Genomic DNA, 23,481 nt, shown 5'->3' with positions numbered 1-23,481 from the left:
GATGAGCGAGTTTAATAAATCCCCCATCAAACGGGTCAATCAGTCACTTGGGCAGAATGCAACAATAGGCATTTTCACGGGATTTCAGTTTGCAGTAGCCTTATTTATGTTTGGCGTGGGCTTCGTTATAGCGATTATGTTTGGGGCGGGAATAGTTTGGGGAATGCTGGCAGGCGTTTGGTTGAGTGCCACGGTGATAGTTTTATCGGGCAAACGACCTTACTTGTTCTGGTCAAAAGTCTTTCCCAGCGTCCCGACTTTTACTCGCGGTTATGTCCGATATTCTTCGCCTCAAAATAAAAAAAAGGCAGGTAAAAAGAAACTGACAAAGCTATGGTAAAAACCTCACGAAATCACAAAATCGTCCCCTTTGAAGATTTTCTAGACCTAGCCACTTTAGTAAAATTAAAAAAGGGGAACTATCAAATAGGAGCTTACTTGTTGAGCAAAAAACAAGTAAGCGACACTAACAATACCATTCAATTAGTATTCGGATATAATTGCACAGGCTTTCACCCACTATTTAATTCATCTGAAAGACTAGAGGCTCACGCCAAGGCTTTTGAGACAGGCTGTAAAGAGTTTTCGGCTGGTGAAAAATTTACGTTTAGATGGTCTTCGTTTTGTGATGAAGACCAAGTAATTGAAAGCTACCGTCAGAGACTAGATAACCCAGTATCTCAAGAGATAGAATTTCTTGACTGGGGGCAAGTTGCGCGGATGCAAGAACTGACTCGCAACCATCAACGCAAGGATATCAAGCTGAGTATTTACACTACTTTTACTGTCCATCCTGGGGGGAATGAAGGAGGGGACGCAGTAGATAGAGCGATCGTGAAACTTGCTAACTTTTTACAGAGGAAATTTACACCAACAGGAGCAACAGAACTATCAACAAAAAACTTAATTCAAGTTCTTGAAAAAGCAATAATTGTTTCTTTGCGCCATCAACAAATCCTATCTGAGATGGGGTTATTTCCCACACCAAAATCAGTTGGTCAGTTGTGGGGCGATTTAGTTTCTCGAATGGGTGCAAATCCGACAAAAGTTCCTCATGCCTTGGTTTATGATACCGGAGAATTATGGGAGGAGATTAATGAAGCCACACCCAAATCTTCGCAGTACAACGATCACTTACATGCGACATCCGTCCTTCTGAATAATGGCATCCCTCACGCTGATAGACGCTGGGTATGCTTGCCCCATCAGAGTACTGACAAAAAGAAATATATCGGCGTGATGACACTTGCCCAGAAACCAGAGATATTTGCCTCAACCCATCAGCAAGTCCGCTTTTTATGGGACGTATTCTCACGCGAAGCGATTTACGATGTCGAGATAATTACAGAGATTAGTCCAGCCGATCAAAAAATGATTAGGCTAACCCAACAATTGATTACAAGGAGGTCAATAAATGCCGAAGTTAGTGCTAGGAAAAAGACTATTGACGTAGGAGCGCAAATTAAGACTGAGCGGTCAGTCGATGCTCAGAAACAACTTTATACAGGAGATATCCCGGAAAATGTAGCGGTTACTGTTCTCGTTTATCGCAACTCTCCAGAAGAAATTGATGACACTTGTCGGTTAATTTCCGGCTATATCAATCAACCTGCGGAGTTGATTAGAGAAATGCAGTATACATGGTCAATCTGGCTCGACAGTTTGCTGTTGAGACAAAGACCCCAGTTAACATTTCCTTTCAACCGGCGAGCTACTTTCTTTGCTAGTGAAGTGATTGGTTTAACTCCAGTAGTCCAGACAGCTAACGGTGACAAACAAGGCTTTGAATTAGTAGCTGATGAGGGGCAATCATCCGTTCATATTGACCTATCAAAGCCGAAAAATATGATGGTAATTGGGACTACCGGGAGTGGGAAATCGGTAATAATTGCCTCGATTATTTATCAATGCTTGGCGTTGGGAATGTCAGTATTAATGATTGACTTGCCAAATGATGATGGTTCAGGAACCTTTGGAGACTTCACGCCTTACTTTAATGGGTTTTATTTTGATATCTCAAAGGAATCAAACAACCTTGTGCAGCCGCTAGACCTATCAAAAATTCCTGAGTCGCAGTGGGAGGAAAGGACAAAAGCCCACAGAAATGATATTAATTTAATCGTTCTTCAATTAGTTTTAGGCACACAAAAATTTGATGGTTTGCTAGCCCAAACTATTGAATCTGTTATACCTCTAGGTACAAAAGCCTTTTACGAAGATTCCGAAATCCAAGAGCGATTTGAATTAGCGCAAAAAGCCGGGATAAACACCCCAGAGTGGGCGAATACACCGACATTGGTAGATATGGAGAAATTCTTTTCTCCTGAGTGGATTTCGTTAGGCTATCAGGATGACAACGTAGAAAAAGCGTTAAATTATATTCGCTTGCGATTACAGTATTGGCAAGCAAGTAGTATTGGTAGCGCTATCTGTAAGCCTTCAACCTTCCAAGCCGATAGCCAGTTAATTACCTTTGCCTTGACTAATCTGCAATCAGGAAAGGATGCAGAAGTGTTCGGGATGAGTGCATATATCGCCGCGTCCCGTCAATCCCTCTCCTCGCCCAACAGCGTATTTTTTATGGATGAGGCTAGCGTATTGCTGGGATTTTCCGCATTGTCACGGCTTGCGGGTCGGAAATGCGCTACGGCTCGAAAACAAGGCTGTCGGGTGTTTCTGGCGGCGCAGGATGTGATTTCTATTGCTAAATCGGAGGCGGGAGAACAAATATTACAAAATATGCCATTGCGGTTGATTGGGCGTATTGTCCCAGGCGCGGCTAATAGTTTCTCTGAGTTGCTGGGCATCCCTAGAGAAATTATCGATAAAAACGAAAGCTTTGTCCCTAATATTCAGCAGCTATATACGTTGTGGTTGCTCGACTACAACAACAAGTATGTGCGCTGCCGCTATTATCCCTCGTATCCACTGTTGGCATTGGTTGCCAATAGCAGAGAAGAACAAGCCACGCGAGATAAATTCAAGAAAATTCACAGCAACAAGTTCACCTGGGTGGCAGAATTTTCTAAGTATTATGTTGACTGCATCAAACAGGGAAAACCGTTATGAAGGTACTATCATTAGCCATTCAAAATAAGTTATTACTGGCAATCCTCACGGGTGTTGCGTCAATAGTCAGCTTTCAGGTTTGGCAATACAATCAAGCTCAATATGAAAAACGTATGAGAAACGCAAAGAATGACTGCGGGGTGTACATAGAATTGGGTGAAGATGCCGTTAGATTCAGTCCTAGTTTAAAAGCAGTGAAGTATCAAAATAAGATCCTTCCGGGGTTAGAACAACCTGGGATTAATTCGGAATCGGCTGATCCTGGAGATTACGTGATGATTTTGAGATCGCAGTCTTCCACCCTTCCGCCTAATGCAAAGCCCTTTGACGACCCCTTTTTTACGAGCTTGTTAAATAAGGAAACATTGCCAAAAACATTAATGGTTTCAGTCGTGTCCTTCGATAAATCAAAAAAACAAGCGACTGTCGAATCCTACTGTACCAAAAAACCTTTTGTAGTAGACATGGATAATTTGTATGAAAGATCCCAAACGATTGATCGTAATCTCAAGCACAGTGGTTTTGATATCCTTTTCTAGTCTCCCAGCTAACGCCCAAACAAATCAAAACCAATCTTTTCTGACTCAATTTCAACAAATTTACAGTAGTTTACAGGCTTACATTAGTAATTACCAGAAAGAGTTTTCTAAAAGTTTGGGCAAGTTGTCAGCAGAATTAAATCAGGCGATTGAGTCTAGTGTTGGAGATTTAGGTATTCCCGATCCTCTAAAAGCTGGTAAGAACATTGAGAAAGTCATAGAAAAACAAGAAGGGGATTTACTAATACTAGATCCACGCATTCAAGCTGATAATGCCATCAAGGATTGGAACCAACAATATACACGCGGACAGTCTCAATCAGTTCTTGGTGCTGAAGGACAAAAAGTCCAATCACAGGAGGCAGAAACCACTAATGATGCTACCTCCCAATCAAGCGAAAATGCTAATGCCGCTCAAGATGATGTCATCACCCAAGACATTCTCAAAAAGATGGCGACTCAAAACTTACAAAGTGCTGTAATTGCCAAATCAATTCACTCAGAGGCACAAAAACAATCCCGTTCTTTGGCAGTTACCAATATTAATCTTGCTGACATTTCTAGTCGCATGGATGAGCAAGCGGCGGCGAAGGATCAGGAATCTAACGCTGCTACCCGTCAAATCATCCAATCTGCCGCCGCTAACGATTCATTCTGGAAAAATCAATAATGCTGGCATTATTAACTATCCTATTTGCTCAAACTACGGGACAGCAAGCGGGGGAAAATACAGGGACTACAAACGCCGGGGAGATAGTTGAAGGGGCGGTTAATGGTGCAGACCTAATCTATAAATCCTTTGAGAATGATTGGGCTGAACTGGCATCAGGAACAAACCCAATTTATACGGCTGTTGTTGCTGTTTCTACTCTTGCTGCTGTGGTTATGATTGGTTTTGCTTCCTTTGGGTGGTATCGGAAATATGCAGAAGAAGGTTTTGGGTTTGATTTTGTCTCTGAGATGGTTTTACCTTTGCTAGTAATTGTCATGCTAAGTAACAACGGGTTCCTTCTCGCCAATACGACAATCGCGCTGAAAAATGTATCCACTGGACTAAATAGAAACATTCTAAATATTACTAGAAATGGCGTGAATTTGAGAGATGCTATCCGAAATGTCAACGCTGACCAAAGCTTTATTTTAGCCGCACAGATAGCTTTAGCTAATTGTGAAAAAGTTAGTCAGGAGAAGAAAGAGGGTCAAGAGTTTAGCGAAAAACAACTTTGCCTCAATAAGGCTGTAGAGGATACCAGAAAATCTGCACAGCAAGCTAGAGAAAAGACTGGCGCAGGTTTTGGAGGAGGAAGCTGGAACCCGTTAGACCTTAGCGGTGAACTAATCAATAGCGCAGTTCAAGGCTTTGTTTACGTAATCCTCAGTGGTCTATCAGCCGCTTTTCAATATATCGTTCAACTGTCATTCTTAATGATTGCATTCGTCGCCCCCGTCTTCCTAGTTCTATCTTTGCTACCTTTTCAAAGCAAGCCTATCTATGCTTGGTTGTCCGGCTGGCTAGGACTAACATTGGTTCTCATTTCGTACTCGATAACAGTCGGAATTATTGCCAGCGCAATTGTTTCTAAACCTTCGAGTAATCCTTTATTACTGCAACTACTACAAGCCATTTTCTCGCCATTACTCGCGGTAGCCATTGGCACGGGGGGCGGGATGACTGTATTCTCAGCGTTTACCAGTGGGGTGAAATTCTCTGTGGGTTTAAGAAGATGAAATTATTAGAGAGAAAAGAGTTAAACTTTACCCCAATTTTCTTAATAGTCAATGCTGTTTTATTAACACTTTTGCTATTAATAGAAGTTGTGAATTTTGCCCGAATTGGGACAATATCTAAAACTAAAGCTTCCACCCTAGTAGAATTATCGGACGGCGAATCTATTAGAGTTTTGCCTATCAGTAGCAGCGATCGTTCCCCGCAAGCTATTACCCATTTTGTCGGTAAAACAATGACAGGTCTTTTGAGTTGGAATGCCCTACCCAAGCCAACTGATGATTACAACCCAGACCCCACTAAACAATTAAAGTTAGATGTCGGGGTAGCGACATCAAAAGCCAAGATTACGACTAGCACTTGGGCTTCTGGTTTTGCTTTATCGGAAGATTTTCGCGCACCGTTCCTTGAGGAAATAGGCAACCTGACACCCCCCGATGTTTTTAATGGGACTACCCAATCAATTTTAAAAGTCAGCTTACTAAGTCAACCGACACGGATTAAAGAAGGTGACTGGAGAGTGGATATGGTCGCTCAGATTATCGTTTTTCAGGGAAGTAATTTAGTAGGTAAGCCAATTTCTTTTAATAAAACAATCTTTGTTAGGGCAATTGATACGGCTGTTGTACCAAGATTTTCTTCTGACGTTCAAGAGACTGCCTCTCGTGTACGAAAAGCTGGGCTAGAAATTTACAAAATCCAAGACTTAAGTTTATGATCCAGACTTCGCAGGAACCCTTACCGTCAGCAACTACTGAGAAGAAAGCAGAGATAAAAGATAAAGACAACGACAACGAGCAAGATTTTGCTGCAATGAACGGTGCTAAATCTTCTCAAATAAATGAATCAATTCAACCTGAAGAGAACCCCGCGCCTGAAGAAATTGTGACGACTAGAACAGTCTCACAATCTCCCCTTTTAAAAGGAGGCGTTATTGCCCTAATTTGCCTTCTCTTTGTGACAATCATCGGGGCATTGCTAGGTAATTCCTTAAATGTGCTGAAGTTTTCTAGCGGCAATGTACAAACCACCAAAAAAGAAGTGCAAACGACCTCGGTAGAGCCGGAGAACGAGACGGGCAAGGATAAGACAGCGCTGGCTCTGACTAGCCAAAATTACGAGTTAAAGCAAATTCGCGATCAAAAAGTTAGCCCAACGCCAACCTCAAGCCCTGCGGCAATTGCACCTGTAGCTGCTCCAATGCAACCAGTGCGGCAGGTTCGGCAGACTTACCCAGTTGTCAGACAGCCTCCTTCACCCAGAAGCTACCAACAATCTAGGCGAGAACAGCCACAACCCCGACAAATTAGTCGGGAGCTTCAGTCTCAACCAAGAATTACCCCCAGGAGTCAACAATCCTCTCCAACTATTTCCCAAGCACAAGCACTAAAGCCAAAGTTAGACCCCACTCAGCAATGGCTTATCGCTGCAAATGCTGGTAGCTTCAGTAGCTCCTCCGATCAGACAGAAAGCGAGAAACCTACCAAGACTAGGGGAATTGAAGGAGGCACGGGAGGAGCTATGCAAGTTTCTCAGATTACTCCAGATAATAATTACAATGCTCATAGTGTCCTCGTTGGCAGCACCGCAGAGGGCAGACTAGAAACTCCAATAGCTTGGGGAGTGGGTGACTCCGGGGGGCAGAATTATCTAGTGAAAATATCAAAAGCTTTGAAGGCTTCGGATGGTAGTGAAGTACTCCCCGTTGGTTCTTATCTGGTTGTTCAATTAGCAGAGTCGAATGGCTCGGGTCTTGCTAAGTTGCGCGGCGTTTCAGCATTGGTCAATATGCAAGAAAAACCGCTACCACCCAATGCTGTTTTGGTTATGGCGAAAGATGGCAATTTCCTCAGAGCTAATTCTCGTAAAGGGAGCAACCTGGGGAATAATTTTATCTCTGCTGTTGTCGCTGGAGTTGCGAAGGCTGCCCAAGTACAGAATAACCCACGGACTCAAGTTAGTACGAACTCTAATGGCTTCTCAACTAGCTCAACTACCAACGATCAAAAAGATTTACCTGCTGCTTTTGGAGAGGGGGCATTCAATAGCATTCTTGACAATATCAAAAGTTCAAATGTCGCTCGTTCTCAACAGTTGAGCGGCAGAGATGAAGTATTTGTGATCGACGTTGGTAAGCCAGTGAAAATATTCGTTAATCAAACAATCTCGCTCTAGTCACAACAAGAATGTTTCATAAACTCGCTATTATTACAACCATCTTAATATCTACAGCCTCAAGTGTGTCGGCAATACCAACCAGAACTATTTACGCAAGAGATGCCGATTCTGATGCGATCGAATTAATGGTGTGGAAAGGCTACGGATTAACTATTAACTTGACTCCCACTGGGGAAACTATCAAGCAAGTTTGGATAGGAGACCCCAGTCGCTTCGCTTTTACTTCAAACGGGTCTTTATGTCCAAAGCAAGAAGGTAAGTCAGAATGCACAGGAGGGAAAGCAAATGTCATCTTTCTTCGGCAGATTAATCCAATCGAGTTTCCGGTCACTTCAAGTAGTAATGGGAGTACTCAAATTACAATCCTTACCAATGAAAAACAATATCAATTTAAGATAGTTCCCGCTAGCGGTAATCCTGCTTACACAAGTTTGATGATTAAGTCAGACTCCATGAAACCTACACCGATACCCCGAATGCGAATGCCAATTCCCCTAACCGTTCAGAAACCACAATCAGTCCCGCCAATGGACAAGCAGCCCTCGTTACCACCACAAACAATAACAGTCCAAAAGCCTCAGTCTGTTGCCGTTTTACGCCCCAATCCTGGGACTACGCTAAACGGGGCAATTCAAAGGAATGATGCGAATGCCCTTGCTTTTGGGCTAGCCGAGGCTGGGCGGAAAAATGAAGTTAAACCCGGTTCTACCACCTGGAACAAGGTACAAGATGCAATTAAATTGTTACGGCGTGGCAAGACTAGAGATGAGGCTATCTCACGCTCTGGCATTGACGCAAAAGTTTTTTATCAGTTAATTCAGTGGGGTAACAAATGAAATTTAAACTCTTTCTACTGACTGCTGTATCTTCGATGGGCTTCGCCAGCACTTCCCTAACTCTACCCTCCGCTTCAGTTGCACAAACACCAACGATTACTCATTCTCAGGGGAAATATTCAGCCCAAACTCCTGATTGGTCAAAAATTACCTGGGATACTTTGCCAGCCGTTCAACAGCCAGGAAATTTAAAGATTCCTCAAGACTTAATCTCAACCTTTGGTTACGACCCTTCCCGTGAATGGTCGGCAGGACAAAAGGTGGACTCTATTGTGATGCTAGGGGATGTAGATGATGCCTTCTCTCTATCCAGTTTTAGTCTAAATTCCATAAGTACAATTGCGCCTCAATCATCAAAACAGACGCTAAAAGATTTTGGATTAATGCAATGGCAAACTCCTAAATCTTTAGTTAAAGCTATTCCAGAATTAGGTAATCTCTCCGTTAATCAAGTTCCACCCCTTGAAGAATTATTTAGTAAATCTGGAGTTGCTACTAGTGGGACAATTTCTGAGATTGTAGCCTATAATCCCCAAGCTGCTAATCTCAAATTAGGTGAAATAGACCTGAGCAAATATTCTTTGAATTCTATACCGGGACTCCAAGATACACCTTTAAAATCCTTTCAATCTTGGCAACAAAGTTATATCAACCAAGTGCCGGGATTAAACCAAGTAGCCTTTGATCAAATGCCCAATCCGATAAACTCTGGACTTGGTGTTGTGGGCATTGCGTCGGTTGTACTTGGAACTTCTGAAAGAGGTGATGCCAAGGCTGGAAATGACTACTTTATCTCTGGAAGCGTCGTCAGGGGGGACAAGACAGTCCCTACCGCTTGTCCTGTTGGCACTGAATGCTCGTATCTCGAAATGGGGGATTTCTCTGGCAGTCAAGGCGGCTTGTATGGTAAACGCTGGGTATCCGGTTCCTCACAGCAAGTAAAAGGTGGCTACGGAATCCTGGCAGCCATCAACGGGGGGAAGGAACCCACGGGGCGGCTAGTGTATGGCAGTGGGTTCAAGGTGGCGCTAACTGGAGTTAATGAAGCCAAAGGAACCGCAGACTTTGGCTTGTTCTTTAGAATCTGTGCTAGTCCGCCATTTCAGCAGAAAACTTGCACCCCTTACTTTATTGGGCCCGTGCCCTGGTTGCCCGTGAGCGAGAATGATTTGGTTATCGTGGGCACTGGACAATGACCGAACCTACTTCATCAGTCAATCCAAATCAATTCATTCCCCTTATTCCCCCAGGTCTTGAATCAGCGCTGTTTTCCCCCGCCGGGTTAGGAGTAATAGCTTGTGTCGTTGTAATCATATTAGCCAAAATTATCGATAGTAAGGGAGGTAAAACCAAGTTAGCGACCGCACGGTGGGGCGGTGCGGTAGAGAAAACGGCAGCTCGTAAATTGGCGTGTAAGCAAATTCAGAAGCGAAAGCATAACCGCGTATCTTTATATGTTGGCACTCCCAAGAATACAGCGAGCGAGGTTATTGATGGTGTCCGTAGAACTTGCATCCCTGAAGATTCAGCAACCCTTTACTTCCCAGAAGCGCAACGAGGTATTTTAGTCTGTGGTGGGCCGGGGAGTGGAAAATCATTCTCAATAATTAACCCGCTAATTCGATCTGCCATCGATCAGGGGTTCCCACTGGTATTGTACGATTTTAAGTACGCACAGCAAGAATCAGCAACGGCCGATGCCAAAGGGCAAGCCCCCATACTTGCGGGTTATGCCGCAAAGCGTGGCTATCAAGTTACTATTCTAGCCCCAGGCGCGGCAGAGTCAGCGATCGCTAACCCGATAGATTTTCTTAACAGCAACGAAGACTCCGAAATGGCGCGGCAGTTAGCAATCACGCTAAATCGAAACTTTCAACTCGGTAATAAAGACTCTGGTAACAGCTTTTTCACCAATGCTGGGGATCAGCTGGTGCAAGCCGTCTTTATGCTAGCGAAAGGAACAGAGTATCCAGATATTATGATGTGCCAAGCGATACTAGGATTGCCAAAGTTAGTTAAGCGCATTGAGCAAGCCGCCGAACTAAACTTCATGGTCAGAGAGGCTTTTGCACAGTTTGTCTCTGTCGCCGGTTCCCCAGAAACAGCCGCTAGTATTGTCGGTACAGCTAGTGGATTGTTCAGCCGATTCATGGTTCCCTCGGCCTTGGCTGCCTTCTGTGGTCAGACTAACATTCCTTTGGATTTGAAGGGGCGGCAGATGGTGATTTTCGGGATGAACAAAGAGAAGCGTGATGTAATTGCACCCTTGCTAGTCTCGATTCTGCATCTATTAGTGAGTCGGAATGTAGCTAACAAACGTACTTGTCCTTTGGTATTAGGGATTGACGAATTACCTACTCTTTATTTACCAGCACTGGTTGATTGGCTGAATCAGAATCGGGAAGATGGGCTAATTTCAATATTAGGGTTACAAAATCTCTCAATGCTGATTGAAGCTTATGGAGAAAACACAACTAATGCAATTTTTGGTGGTTGTGCTACCAAAGCATTCTTTAACCCTCAAGATGATGTCGCCGCCGAACGTTTTAGTAACTTTTTAGGTGAAGAGGAAATTAAATACAAGCAACGTTCTCGCTCATCAGGAGGCAAAGGGGGTGCAAGCATTTCCAACTCTGACCAAAACAGTACTCGCAAGTTATTTGACATTAACCAATTTAATACATTGCCATCAGGAAAAGCTGTAATTATTAGTCCAGGGTTTCGTTCTCGTGGACAGATAAGTTTGCCAATCTTGCAATCAATTAAGATTCCTCAGTATGAAATCCAATCTGAAGCTGACAGTGTGAAAGCTTGGTATGAGTTTCAAAAGTCATTAGCCATGAAGTCTATTTTGAAACCTCCAGCAGATGAAGAAATGAGAATTCGTCGAGCCTCCGCGATAAAATTGTTACCTTTAATAGAAAACCAAGAGCAGTTATCATCTTATGCAAGTCTGATTTAAAGTGAAATTTCCTGCCCTTAATAGTCATCACAAATATTTAGGATAAATACCATGTCGTCACGTGAATTTTACTCACTTAATGATTATGACAGACGAGAAATTGCAAAACTTCCACCTCAGATAGCAGCTTTAGCAGATAAATATCCATGTGAGATTGTAAATGTTGTCGATGCTTGGGACGATGAGCCTTTTGGGATTAATTATGTTCCTCAATATGTTGAAATTTATAGCGATGCTGGTGAAAAGGCTAGCTTGTGTATTTTAGACGGGGTTCTCACTGACTATACACCTGCTAATCCAGAAATTAATACCTCAACTGTCCAAGTAATTATTGACGGCAAGTTTGCTTATATCGAAATTGAAGGAAGGGTAATAATCAATCATTTGGGCGGAATAATTCTCCCCAAAGTAACTGTCAATCCTTCGGAGTTAATTCAAGTTTTACTAAAGGAATCAAATCATGATTGATGATGGAGATGCCAAAGAAATTAAACGTGACTACTTGGATATTCTAGAAGCGCTACTTAAAAATATTCAGCAAAAAGCAAAATCAAAAGAAATACCGACTAGCAATGATATAAGTATTTATGCTGGTGGTAAGCAGGTCTATAAAGGACTTGTCGGACAATCACCATCTAAAAATTTATTGACTTCCGAACAACTAGAGAATATTAACAAAGCGATAACTGATCCCAAAAATTCTCAAGGTACTATCTCGATAAAGATTGGTAAATCGGAAGTTTTTCGCGTTCAAAAAGGACGGATAACCAATGATTTATTAGGTTTAGCTCCCCCATCCCAGCCAAATAAAGTTGTAAGTAATGAGCGAATCTACAGTATAGAAGCTTTGCAAAAACAAGTGAAAGTTTTACAAAGTAAACTTCAAGTACAGCAAAAGCTTGTTGACAGTATCAAAGAGACGCAACAAACGCCAGAATCGCTGTCAAAGTTAATTGACCAAGTTACCGAAATGGGTAAATCTTTGGAGAAACAACAGCAGTTGATTGAGAATACGCAGAAAGCATTGTCCCAAGTAAATGAACGTTCTTTACCACAAGTTCAAAATACGGTTCTTCAAAATTGGGTGGGGACGGTTGAGAACCAGGTAAAACAAACTGTTAAAAATATTTTTGAGCGGGTTAAAGATGCGCTAACACCTGAAGTTACCAAGCTCAGAAACGAAATTGCTTTACTCAAATCTCAAATTAATGAACAAATTACTAGCTTCAAGGATGAAGTTAAATATCAGACTGACAGTGTAAGAAATGAACTCAATCAACAAGTTGGTAACTTAACTCAAGAGTTACGTACACAAGTAGATGGTGTTAAAAACACTGTTGATCAAAGTATTAAGGGTGTGAAGTCGGCCATTGACAATACTCGAACTGAACTACGGGCTGCTGTTGATGATGCTAAAGGTCAAGCAATTGAACAGAGTGTTAAAGCCCTGCTGAACATCTTGGGCAAAGATAACCCTGATGGTTCTAAGAGTTTTAAAAGTACAAATTTTGATTTTGAACGCCTTGGTGATAATGTAATCGTTCGTGCCAAAAATGGCGATGCTGTTCTCACTGACGGAGTTTTATCACCTAACGTTAGTCACCAACAGTTACAGGCTCTTGGTAAGGTTCAATCTGTTGTTGATATGCATCATCAAATTCAGCAGAATTCTCAACAAGAATCACAATCTAGAGGTATGCACAGATAAAGCAGTGGTGGCTCTTGACACTCTTGAGGTAGGGGTAGCGTAAAAATGATACTAATACTAATTGTTTGCTTGTTGTTTCCACTGGGTGGAATAATTTTTCTAGCTTGGTTGTTTGTATTATTTCCACCTTCAACGCCAAAGTCAAAGTATCGCTGGCAAGGTTTTAAGCAATCGCCATTACCACCCAAGAGTACAAAATCGTCTGACATTTCACCTCAAAATTTTGTACGACAAAGCCCAGCACGAACGCAGAAGACTCTCTTCGCTAAAAATTTTAAGAAGCCTGTACGACAAAGCTCAGTAGCAACGCAAAAGGCTTTCTTAGCTAAAAATTTTTTGAAGCAATTACTACCAAGCCCAGCGCGAACACCAAGGGTTAGATTACCTAAAAATCTTAAGAAACACTTGAATAATATTGAGTACGCTAGTCAAGTATTACTTGAGCTTCGTAGCATAACTCAATTAGCCAAATTGCCAGTAGTAATCGCCACACTGGGTAGGATATCACCCTACGTTTTTGAGGAATTGGTACTCACTTGCTGCAAAAAACAGGGCTGGCAAATTCAATGTAACTTTCGGTACACTGGTGACGGGGGGATAGATGGTCGAGTGTTGATTTTGGGAAAGCTTTATGTAATCCAGGTTAAGCGTTACGCTGATTACATTAGCCCAGAACACATCAAAGATTTCCTGTCCTGTATTGAAAGTGAAAGAGCTAGTGGTGGATTCTTCGTGCATAGTGGCATAACTAGACGGTTATCAAAAGAGTTGATTCGTCGCTCCGACAAAATAATCTTAGTGAGCGGTCATAAACTAGTAAATTTTGTTTTAGGTAAGCAGTTGAAGATAATAGGGATAACAATACCAGTTAAGTCAGTGAACAGTTAGCGCCGGAACCGTAGATGCTCCTCGTTTTCATCTGGCGATGGCGAGTTGATTCCCAATCTTTTCATAATCGATGGTTTGTCATCTCTAATCAGTTGCCTAACGATGTTCATTTTCTCCTCAAAAGTCAACACTTTTGCATCAGTTGTAACACTCGTAAATAACTCGCTGACCTTTGCTCCTGTTACCTTTTCACCTTTGACATATTTTCCTACTTCCATAACTACTTCTGCCAATCTTTCAATATCTAAACCCTGAATCATCTGTTTGAGATGCAACTTTAATTCTGCTAGTAATGTTTTAGCTAAGGTTGACTCAGTAGCTGATTGCTCAACAGAGTTAGAGGTGGATAAAATAGCTCTCTTCTCTACATGAGATTGCAACTCAGTTGTCAATGCTGTTTCAAAGTCATTGAATGTACTTTTAGCAGTAACAAGTTGTTGATGAGATTGAGAAAGTTGTTTTGTTAACCCTAATACTGCTTGGTTTAAAGCAGACTCGATAGCTGATTGCTCAACATAATCAGAGATTGATAAAATAGCTCCTTTTTCTGCATGAGATTTTAACTCTTGAGTCAAGGCTGTTTCAAAGTCATTGAATGTAGTCTTAGATGCAACAAGTTGTTGATGAGATTGAGAAAGTTGTTTTGTTAACCCTAATACTGCTTGGTTTAAAGCAGACTCGATAGCTGATTGCTCAACATAATCAGAGATTGATAAAATAGCTCCTTTTTCTGCATGAGGTTTTAACTCTTGAGTCAAGGCTGTTTCAAAGTCATTGAATGTAGTCTTAGATGCAAGAAGTTGTTGATGAGATTGAGAAAGTTGCTCTGTCAATCCTAATACTGATTGGTTTAAAGCAGACTCGATAGCTGATTGCTCAATATAATCAGAGATTGATAAAATAGCCCTCTTTTCTGCATGGGATTGCAACTCAGCTGTCAATACTTCCTCAAAGTCATTAAATGCAGTTTGATATTCAACTAACTGCTGATGAGATCGAGAAAGTTGCTCTGTTAATCCTAATACTGTTTGGGCTAAAGTAGATTCAATACTTGATTGCTCAATATAATCAAAAATTGACAAAATAGCTCTCTTTTCTGCATGGGATTGCAACTCAGCCGTCAATGCTGTTTCAAACTCATTGAATGTACTTTTAGCAGCAACAAGTTGTTGATGAGATTGAGAAAGTTGTTCTGTCAATCCTAATACTGCTTGGGTTAAAGCAGACTCGATAGCTGATTGCTCAACATAATCATAGATTGACAGAATAGCTTTATTTTCTGCATAAGATTGCAACTCAGCCGTCAATGCTGTTTCAAACTCATTGAATGTACTTTTAGCAATGACAAGTTGTTGATGAGATTGAGAAAGTTGTTCTGTTAGCCCTAATACTGTTTGGGTTAAAGCAGACTCAATAGCTGATTGCTCAACATAATCGGAGATTGTATTTAAGAGTTGTCTGGTGGCTGGTTGTGAAGAATGGACATAACTTGCTTCTCTATTAAAAATTGTTGAATTTTGTCCGTTAACTTGTCTTGAGAGTTTCTCTGTTCGTTGACCTCGAAGCCCATCATCTGTAGAGCTTTGGTTAATTCCTGCAATATCGTCTCCATGCTCGAAGACTTTTTCGAGTTCAGCATCTCGGTTAATTGCTGCAAGAAGTTCGACTGATTCGCGCTCATTTCGATTAGGTTCTCGGCTTGGCTCGTTTCTAAGAACTCGATTTTCTGGGTCAATTGCTGGCTGTTGGTTTGTAACTGCTCGAAATTCTTGTTCAATTGCTCTATCTTCTCGGTTAGGAACTGTATCTGAGTTAGGTTGTTGTCGTTGGTTAAAGTCATGGGTTTGTACCTGTGGTTTATTTTGTAAAAGATAGGGAACAGGCAATGGGGAACAGGCAACAGTTTTTTCTATTTCCTCTTCCCTGTGTGTTGGTAAGAGATCCAATTTGTCATTCCCTGTTGCCCGTTCCCTGTTGCCTGTTCCCTCAAGTTGTATAGAACGTTGTTCTGGTATCGGCTTACGCAAAGGTGGAAAAGCCGCAGTCTTTGAATGCTGATTCTGCTGTTGCCAGTCCCGAAAGGTTGGAGCAAGATGACTCAATTTCTCGTAAGCTTGTGGCCCATTTGCGGCGATGAAATCATCAACACCTTTGTCTGGGCCTGGCAAGTTGATGACTTTTACTCTTGCTCCAGCTTCTTGTAACAATCTTCCAGTTACGGAAATATCTCGTTCGATATGGAGTTTTGTTTCGGGCTTGGTTTCATAGTCAAAGCAGAATTTGATTTCTCGAGAAGGTGTGGCGAAAACCGCTAGCTCCTCATGCAGGTAAGACTTGCCAATTTTCTTACCAAACTCATCTTTGGGAGTTCGGTATCCCGCCGAAATCCCAGGTAGCCCAATGGCAGCATGACCCTGACTCAACAGGCTGGCTGCTTTTTTAGCTCCTTCTGCGATCGCACAGGGGATATTATGTTTCCAGACACAGTACCAAAATCCTGACTGGCGATCGCTATCACTGGGGTTCACCTTGTGTTTGGAGTAAATGCGTTCGGCAATATCGTCGGGAACATCTAGCAAGAATATACTTAATTCAACTTTTGGGGGATGCTCATATTTAATGAATTTCCCTTCAATTATTTGATTATTCTCATCTTTTTTGGGTCTTGGTTGATTTGGCTTGTAGCATCCCCATCGTTTAATCGGCGGTTTCTCACCTGGCTTTAAGTCAGCAAATGTTCGCGCATCAACTCCAGCATCACACCACCATCCACCAGCATCAAGATGAGAATATGCTCTGATTAATCCCTCCGTTAACCTCCCGGTATTTGTACGATTAAGTTTTTCACTGATCATCAGCCTTTCCCAAGCCTCATGCTCACCACCTGCATAGTTGAACTGAAGGCTTTCAAAGTTTTTTGCCGTAATATCAGGATGAATGGCACTTGATTCAAACTCTTGCCAGTGCTTTGGTTCAATAAAATTGGGAATATCTTTACTTTTATGTGGTGTCCAAAACGCTTCTGTGGGGACAGCAGATTTCAGTACTGGCTTGTCGATATGAGGTTTTGTAACGGTTGGTGGTAACTCTATCTCTTTTAGCTTGACTACAGGTATTTCTGTCGTCATTTCTTTTTGACAAATTGGCTTTGTTTCTGGCTCTTCTCCTGATTTAGGAGTTTTCAGTACTGGGTCAGACTTCAGTACAGGTGCTACTAGCTCATCACTGATATTTATAGTTATTGCAAGCTGAGGCGAAAGTTGGCGCTGGCGAAGAGTTGAATTATGAACCTGTTTTCGTAGCAATTCCAAAGCATTCTCTTTGGCTTTGGACTGTTGCGCCAACTCTACCAATCGCGTTGGATCTTCGGTGTAAATCTTTAATTCATGCCTTGCACGGCTGGCAGCAACATAAAAACTTTCCTGTCCAATAGTGAAATCTGCCGAAATTAACACCCGATCCGCAGTTTTCCCCTGACTACTATATGTTGTACTCACAAGGGCATAGTCTAAGTTTTGCGCCTGTGCCAAACTAATGGATTCAGTACGCTCATCAGCATATTTAATCTGGACTATGTTCAGGTCAATCCCTGTTACAGTAAACTCCTGTCCGTTACGTCGTCCCAATTGCCGATCGTTTTTCTTCCATTGCAAGCGATCGCCCACAGCAATTTCAATCTGGTGCCTCTGGTAAACTGCCTTGTCAAATGCTGTATCTACTTCTAAATGCTGTCCATCATCACTTCTTAGTGTCAACTTGTCAGTAGTTCGACCTACCACTTCATATAATTTGCCTTTAGAAAGCCCCCGGCGTTTGTAATCCCGTGTGGGCATGATCACATCACCAATTTCAAAGTTATGGGCAAACCGCATCTGTACTTTTGTCAGATTTTTGGTTTGCAATTGGGTGATGGTTGCAGTTTCTCCCAAAGTTCCTTCACCCAAGAGCTTCGAGCGAATCGCTTGGGTAAGGGCAAGTCTTTCTGTATTTGTTCCAGCTAACACAAGAGTTTTGAGTCGCTGCTCTGGTGTCCCTACTATATAATCATTGGCGATCTGCTCTATTTTGGATTCACTCTCTACTTGAAGTATGGAGCCGTTGGCTTCTAGTCGTGCAAAACCAGCTTCAATCCTGCCATCAGCAATTAAATCTACTGCTAATTTTAGTTGAGGGTCTTTTTGGCGCAACGATTCATTGAGGTGTGCGGTTTTAATTCCTGCTTGCTGCAAGGATTTGAAGGGATTACCTGCTGATACTGCTGACAACTGCCGAGTGTCACCGACTAAAATCACCCTAGCTTTAAGTAAGGTTGCTCTTTGTAGGAGTGCATGGGCATCCTTAGCACTGAGTAAACCCGCTTCGTCCACAATCCAGATTTGATTTGGTTCAATCTGTGGTGGTGGTTCCGAAACCAGTAATCGAGCAACAGTCTCAGACTGAATTTTTAACTCTTCGCTCAAAACCTTAGCAGCAGAGGAACTGGGGGCGAAGCCTTTGATAATATATCCGGCAGAAAAAGCGATCGCTTTTAATTCCTTGAGGGCAAAAGTCTTCCCAGCACCAGCTACCCCCTGCCATGCAATGAACTGGTCAGATGTTGTTGCAGCCAATTCTACTGCTTGGCGCTGTCCGCTATTTAGTAAGGTATTCTCTAAGTGGTTTTCGACTACTTCCGAGTCAGAAATGGAGCAAAATTTACATTGACCCTGCTGCATCAAGTCAATCGTCGCCAATTCCCGCCGCACTGCTGTCATCGTCGTAAATTGGTGAGTCAACCCTGGCAAAGCGATTAACTCCTGATGTTCTCTAATCAGGGGTGCAATCGCTGTTACATCCGTAGCTAAACGTGATTCTAGGATGAATTTTTCTAAATCCTCTTGTTTAAAGGCGACATTTCTCTCACTGCAATGTGCGATCGCATCATCTAACGCATCAATCAGACTTTTTTGCTCAACCACAAGAGGAGCCTGTTCTTTTCTTGGTTCTCCTGGCTTGACAAACGTGATACCTAACGCCGCAGCTTCTTCTTTCCACAATGCAACTAATTCTGATTCTGGTAGTTTCTGCTTGCGCTGGCGGGTATCATCCCAAATTTTTTCACGTTCGGCCCAAGTCGAATTAGCACCAGATGAGGCGATGATTTGCTGTCGCCGCTTAGAAAATGCCTCTAAATCCTCGAATTTAAAGCCTTTTATATCAAACTGCCCATGTAAACGAAGCTCTATCTCGTAGCCAAGCTTCTGCACCTCACGCGCCAGAGAGCTTTGGTATGCCATCCCCAAGAATTTCTTATTGGCGAATATCTCGTTATTACCCAAACTTAACCACCTACCATCTGGAGTTTGGGTCATGTTCATCAGCAAACAATGGGTGTGCAGATGTGGGTCTAAATCCCGACTTTCGATGTGATCGAACTGCGCGACGACCAAGTTACCAGTTTTAACTCTATGTCTGCCGCTATTATCTGTCACTCTGGTATAGGCATAACGCTGCTCTATTAGCTCCAAGGTTTCTTTTAGCGCCTGATGATGGGCATCGATTAACCGTGTATCCCCACCCACCAATGCCATCAAGCTCACACTTTTGGGCGCAGAAAATGTACAGTCTAATGCGGCTCTGCGTTCTCCTTTCCCCTTTTCTTTGACTACTCTGGCATTCAATACCTCACGACCATCAGGCTTTTGCCCCTCAATGATATTTTTAAAAGCGTCTTCGTCATCGACTGCCCCTGACAACCCCAACTTTTTAGCACCTTGACCATTCCAAAGCGACTTTCCTTGGTGATAGTAATTCTTGATGAAGTAGTTCACCGCCATCTCACTTGAGACGTTAGCCGCTGTTAGCATGGCTCACCTCTGTTATGGGGTTTACAAAAGTTAATCCTTGTTCTATTCCATCTGTTAGTGCGGCCTACTCTCGTCAAGAAATTCTGATTATTTTCTCTTATTGCAAGATAATCACCCTTGCAATAAGTATTGAAGTCAAAATCAATCCCCGTCATCAAACTTCGTAGTGCTTGATGACGAATGAAAATTTTTTCGTGAGACTTTGACCAAAACAAAATTTTATTTCCCCAACTCTCCTGTCATTTAATATAGCAAAAAATCGAGCATTCTTTCCGCCAAATATGGCGTACTGTGCGTCAGAAAAAGATGGATTGCATGGCTTGTGGTTCTTGAAGCTAATTACTAGATAATTGGGAGAATCCTTGAGAAAATTGGGAAGTATCAGGAAGTGCTAGGAAGTCTTGGGAAGTCTTAGGAATTGTTGGAAAATATTAAGCTAATGAGAATTTGGTGAGGGGATGATGTTAAATAGTTGAAAAGGTAAGAAATGAATTAGAGATTTGGGAGATATTGTTTAGATATTGGGAGATGTTGAATGTAATTGGTGAAAATTGGGAATTGAGGGATTTTGTGGAGATTTTCTATCAGATGCACGAATTTATGATTTGTCAAAGAGTATTGCCAAAACTGTAATCTTTCTTCGTAAATGTGGAAAAAATCACGGTTTGGGCGGTTCAAGTTGAGAGTAATTATCAATTAGATAGACAAAAAAAGGGTCAAAAACAGGGAGAATTTTTCTTGTGGATTTAATGTTGAGTCTTGATCCGGGAACTTCAATGACGAAGATGGTTTATCGTGTTCTCTCGGAGATTTCGTACAAGTCAGAATTGCTGTGTATGGAACCAGAGTTAATTAAGATTTCCAAAGATTCGTTGGATTTATATGAGTCTGGGCAAATGAATCGGCCCAATCCAGAGAATGAAGCGTGGATAGAGTACAACGAAGAATATTATGCGGTTGGGTTTTTGGCACAAAAGTATTTTGAAGCGCGAATCAATTTTTTAGAACTCAAGTATGAGAACGCGATTCCAAAAACTTTGGCAGCAGTGGGGGCAATAGCGATTAGAGATTCTTTGAAGGCAAACTTTGATTTATCCTTGGGACTGCTATTGCCTTATGGGGAGTGGGAAGATAGAGAAAGATTGGAGAGGGGTTTAACTAAGGCACTGTCTAGCTTTAGCTTTCGAGGGAAACAATTTTGTATAAATTTGATTAACTTTCAGTGCTTGCCCGAAGGTGGGGGACTGATATTGACGCGAAGTAAAAAACTTGGCACAGATTTCAATAAAATGAACATTGCTGTGGTGATGCTGGGTTTTCGGGATATATCAGCCGTAATCTTTGAGCGTGGTATCTCAACTGGAAAGACGGAAGGATTGGGCTTGGCGTGGATGCTGGAGAGAATCAAAAGCCGAACATCAGGGCAAAACTTACATGAACTGTTAAAGGCTGTTCATCTATCAGGCCCGACATTGAAACCGAGATACTGCAAACCTTTGGCTCGGAGCAAGAAGTCTGATTTTCAGGTTGAGGAGATAGCACAAATTATTGAAGTGGCTGACTTATCTCGTAAAGAATACTGGGAAAAGGTATCCACTTGGCTCAAAATTAATATTCCTGCCCATATTGAGCAAGTCATTATTGGTGGTGGAACGTCGGAATATTTAGGTTCGGAGTTGAAAAATTTGTTTACTCATACCGACATTTCATGGGCAGCAGAATTATCTGAGGATGTGCGTTTAGCTTTTAACCTGCCGATTAAAAAAGATGCCTTGTGCTTGCGTTTCACTGATGTATATGGATTGTTTCGTTACCAACACGCTACGTCATCCATTTCAACTCATCGTGCTTCTTAATTAAAGGAATAATGAAATGTTTTCAGATGTTGAGTTTCGCTTACGAAGTAGAGTTAAGGCTGATAGTTCCGAAGCAATGGTGATTAAATATCTAAATTCCAGGAATACTCTTTATCCTGCTAGGGATATGGCGATGATTGCTATTAGCAGCTATTGGTTGCCTTTAGCTTATCAAGCTATGGATCAATCTGTGGATTTAGAGCCACACATTCGTGGTTGTCTTTACCGCCTTCAACTACACTCTTCATATCTGATGGGACTGCTGGGAGAAATCCCCTCTCAGGGAACGCCGATGATTGCAGTAGCCTCTAATCAATCACAACCACTACAACTAATACAATCATCACCATTACCAATATCCAGGACTTCAGTCAAAGAACCATTACAAATAGCCAGAACTCCCGTACCAGAAGAATCGGAGTTAGGAACTGACTGGTTAAATCCGTTTTAGGACTGACCATTTTTTGAATTGATTTGACGCATTGCTCCTTTGGGAGCATCTTTTTCATTAACGCAAATATGTCGTTTCAGGCTTTTTAACTAGGAGTGCATGATTATGTATCAACCACAAGAACTTTTCAACAACCTCTCACCATCCGAAATTAGCCGGACTTTACGCTTGAGTGGGATACCTGAAAAAGAGTCATATACCGAGAATGATGCAGACAGGTTTCGTGAGTGTCGCACCTTAATTGAGCAGGGTGGAAATGATGAGGAAGTAATGGCTCTATTATCTCCAGTTGTTGACAATGCACTGTCAGAAACTCAGGGCAATTCCTCGTCGTCAACGAAGAATGGGGGGAAAAAACAAGGGAAGAAAGCCCAATTACCATTAGATATCACTGAATTACTAGTTATTGCTCGTGAAAGAGGCTATAAAATCGCACTTTCTCAGGCTTTAATAATTCTCCAAGTCTGCGGACTATCTGAGCAAGATGAGTATAGCCCAGATGAGTGTGAGCGCTTTCTTGAAACCTACAAATCAATAAAAGAGCAAAATAAATCCTTTGAAGAAGTTGCATCTGAGTTAGCTGTTCTAAATGAGTCTGGGATTTCTCAGCAACTAAAATTAGATGCAGTGATTGAGAATGTTAGTGAAAAAGCTGTAGCGGCCAGAGATGATTTATCTAATCTTATTGATAGGATTACTGCCGCCGAAGCTGAAGAAGTAACTGGCTTAGTTCAATCACTTTACCTGAAAAATGTCGCATTGAAATTGCAACAGAGCGATTCGGGAAATAATCTGTTTGCTCAATTAGAAGAAAGAATCATGGCTCGAATCGCCCAAAAAAAGCAACAGAGGGCACAGTTATCTGGAATGATTTGGGAGACGACACCCTTATTGCCTTCTTCGCCAATGCCGATGCTGTCGCCCAACGTATCCAAGAATGGAATGAATACCGATTAAAACAAGAAATTGCAGCCAAAGAACGCACCATTGACATTCAAGTAGAAAAAACCTCTGATGCTAAAGCCAATAAATTAGCTTATCAAAAGCTGGAAAAAATACAGGCATGGAACGAAGCACAACTAGAACGTCAAAAACTTCGTCAAAAACACTTTGAACAATGCAAAGGACTTCTTTTCTGGGTTGGTGGTTGGGTTGGTTCTGGTCGCTCTGGGATTTTCTTTTTCATCTCTGCCGTTTTGATTTCTACAACTGCTACAGTCGTGCCAATCATTAATCTGCCAACAAATCTTTCCTGCCCTGATACTAAAAGTCTCTGTTATCTGGTATACCAAATGCGATTCAACAATAAAAGTGTGATTCTTCCGGGACAAGCAAAGGATATCGTTGCTGAGTATGAACGTAATAAGAGCAAATCTAAACGACGCAAGTAATTAAGTTTTTGGGAAAGAGAAACTGTCTGTT

At 42.0% G+C, this 23,481-nt stretch carries 19 protein-coding genes; 17 read left to right on the top strand and 2 right to left on the bottom strand.

What is annotated here, in order from left to right; all coding sequences use genetic code 11:
- Window position 1 precedes the first annotated feature (1 nt).
- From CDG77_RS17345 to CDG77_RS17290, 12 genes are read left to right on the top strand one after another with little or no spacing between them, the layout of a single operon-like run.
- Window positions 2-340 (top strand): hypothetical protein, encoded by a 339-nt coding sequence (locus tag CDG77_RS17345; RefSeq protein ID WP_094330590.1) that lies wholly within the window; start codon window positions 2-4, stop codon window positions 338-340.
- Complete coding sequence (locus CDG77_RS17340; protein WP_094330589.1) at window positions 334-3,069, top strand: AAA family ATPase; 2,736 nt, start codon at window positions 334-336, stop codon at window positions 3,067-3,069. Before CDG77_RS17345 ends, CDG77_RS17340 begins: the two co-directional genes overlap by 7 nt.
- Window positions 3,066-3,608 carry a hypothetical protein gene (locus tag CDG77_RS17335; RefSeq protein ID WP_094330588.1) on the top strand — a complete coding sequence of 181 codons (543 nt, stop codon included), beginning with the start codon at window positions 3,066-3,068 and terminating at the stop codon, window positions 3,606-3,608. Before CDG77_RS17340 ends, CDG77_RS17335 begins: the two co-directional genes overlap by 4 nt.
- Window positions 3,586-4,278, top strand: a complete 693-nt coding sequence (locus CDG77_RS17330; RefSeq protein WP_094330587.1) for a hypothetical protein — start codon at window positions 3,586-3,588, stop codon at window positions 4,276-4,278. The genes CDG77_RS17335 and CDG77_RS17330 overlap by 23 nt, the downstream gene beginning before the upstream one ends.
- Window positions 4,278-5,336 (top strand): hypothetical protein, encoded by a 1,059-nt coding sequence (locus CDG77_RS17325; protein ID WP_094330586.1) that lies wholly within the window; start codon window positions 4,278-4,280, stop codon window positions 5,334-5,336. Before CDG77_RS17330 ends, CDG77_RS17325 begins: the two co-directional genes overlap by 1 nt.
- Window positions 5,333-6,052: a hypothetical protein gene (locus CDG77_RS17320; protein ID WP_094330585.1), complete on the top strand. Its 720-nt coding sequence runs from the start codon at window positions 5,333-5,335 to the stop codon at window positions 6,050-6,052. The genes CDG77_RS17325 and CDG77_RS17320 overlap by 4 nt, the downstream gene beginning before the upstream one ends.
- The gene (locus CDG77_RS17315) at window positions 6,049-7,509 is read left to right on the top strand and encodes a hypothetical protein (RefSeq protein ID WP_094330584.1); all 1,461 of its coding nucleotides are present in this window, start codon (window positions 6,049-6,051) and stop codon (window positions 7,507-7,509) included. The genes CDG77_RS17320 and CDG77_RS17315 overlap by 4 nt, the downstream gene beginning before the upstream one ends.
- Before the next feature lie 11 nt (window positions 7,510-7,520).
- On the top strand, window positions 7,521-8,348 hold the full coding sequence (locus tag CDG77_RS17310) for a hypothetical protein (protein ID WP_094330583.1): 828 nt from the start codon (window positions 7,521-7,523) through the stop codon (window positions 8,346-8,348).
- On the top strand, window positions 8,345-9,544 hold the full coding sequence (locus CDG77_RS17305; protein ID WP_094330582.1) for a hypothetical protein: 1,200 nt from the start codon (window positions 8,345-8,347) through the stop codon (window positions 9,542-9,544). Before CDG77_RS17310 ends, CDG77_RS17305 begins: the two co-directional genes overlap by 4 nt.
- Window positions 9,541-11,310, top strand: coding sequence for a type IV secretory system conjugative DNA transfer family protein (locus CDG77_RS17300; RefSeq protein ID WP_094330581.1), 1,770 nt, complete (start codon window positions 9,541-9,543; stop codon window positions 11,308-11,310). The genes CDG77_RS17305 and CDG77_RS17300 overlap by 4 nt, the downstream gene beginning before the upstream one ends.
- A gap of 51 nt (window positions 11,311-11,361) precedes the next feature.
- Window positions 11,362-11,778, top strand: a complete 417-nt coding sequence (locus CDG77_RS17295) for a hypothetical protein (protein ID WP_094330580.1) — start codon at window positions 11,362-11,364, stop codon at window positions 11,776-11,778.
- Window positions 11,771-13,018 carry a hypothetical protein gene (locus CDG77_RS17290; RefSeq protein WP_094330579.1) on the top strand — a complete coding sequence of 416 codons (1,248 nt, stop codon included), beginning with the start codon at window positions 11,771-11,773 and terminating at the stop codon, window positions 13,016-13,018. The genes CDG77_RS17295 and CDG77_RS17290 overlap by 8 nt, the downstream gene beginning before the upstream one ends.
- On the opposite strand, the gene CDG77_RS37660 is transcribed toward CDG77_RS17290, so the two are convergent.
- Window positions 12,982-13,227: a hypothetical protein gene (locus tag CDG77_RS37660; RefSeq protein ID WP_223269844.1), complete on the bottom strand. Its 246-nt coding sequence runs from the start codon at window positions 13,225-13,227 to the stop codon at window positions 12,982-12,984. The two genes, CDG77_RS17290 and CDG77_RS37660, sit on opposite strands and share 37 nt — an antisense overlap.
- Before the next feature lie 196 nt (window positions 13,228-13,423).
- Between CDG77_RS37660 and CDG77_RS37655 the strand changes: the two genes are divergently transcribed.
- Window positions 13,424-13,906, top strand: a complete 483-nt coding sequence (locus CDG77_RS37655) for a restriction endonuclease (RefSeq protein ID WP_223269843.1) — start codon at window positions 13,424-13,426, stop codon at window positions 13,904-13,906.
- Here CDG77_RS37655 and mobF read toward each other — a convergent pair.
- A complete protein-coding gene (gene mobF, locus CDG77_RS17280; RefSeq protein ID WP_094330577.1) occupies window positions 13,903-19,752 on the bottom strand; it encodes a MobF family relaxase in 5,850 nt (1,949 codons plus the stop codon). The two genes, CDG77_RS37655 and mobF, sit on opposite strands and share 4 nt — an antisense overlap.
- 749 nt (window positions 19,753-20,501) lie before the next feature.
- On the opposite strand from mobF, the gene CDG77_RS17275 reads away from it, so the two are divergent.
- The 4 genes from CDG77_RS17275 (at window position 20,502) to CDG77_RS17260 (ending at window position 23,450) form a co-directional block, all read left to right on the top strand.
- Window positions 20,502-21,608, top strand: a complete 1,107-nt coding sequence (locus CDG77_RS17275; protein ID WP_223269847.1) for a ParM/StbA family protein — start codon at window positions 20,502-20,504, stop codon at window positions 21,606-21,608.
- Window positions 21,609-21,624: 16 nt separating this feature from the next.
- Complete coding sequence (locus tag CDG77_RS17270; protein WP_094330576.1) at window positions 21,625-22,059, top strand: hypothetical protein; 435 nt, start codon at window positions 21,625-21,627, stop codon at window positions 22,057-22,059.
- Window positions 22,060-22,164: 105 nt separating this feature from the next.
- Entirely contained in the window at window positions 22,165-23,016 is an 852-nt protein-coding gene (locus CDG77_RS17265; protein WP_094330575.1) for a hypothetical protein, read from the top strand.
- Window positions 22,932-23,450: a hypothetical protein gene (locus tag CDG77_RS17260; protein ID WP_094330574.1), complete on the top strand. Its 519-nt coding sequence runs from the start codon at window positions 22,932-22,934 to the stop codon at window positions 23,448-23,450. The genes CDG77_RS17265 and CDG77_RS17260 overlap by 85 nt, the downstream gene beginning before the upstream one ends.
- Window positions 23,451-23,481: the final 31 nt, after the last annotated feature.

Source organism: Nostoc sp. 'Peltigera membranacea cyanobiont' 213 (assembly GCF_002245975.1).
Classification (GTDB): domain Bacteria; phylum Cyanobacteriota; class Cyanobacteriia; order Cyanobacteriales; family Nostocaceae; genus Nostoc.
This window is presented reverse-complemented; position numbering and strand designations above follow the sequence as displayed.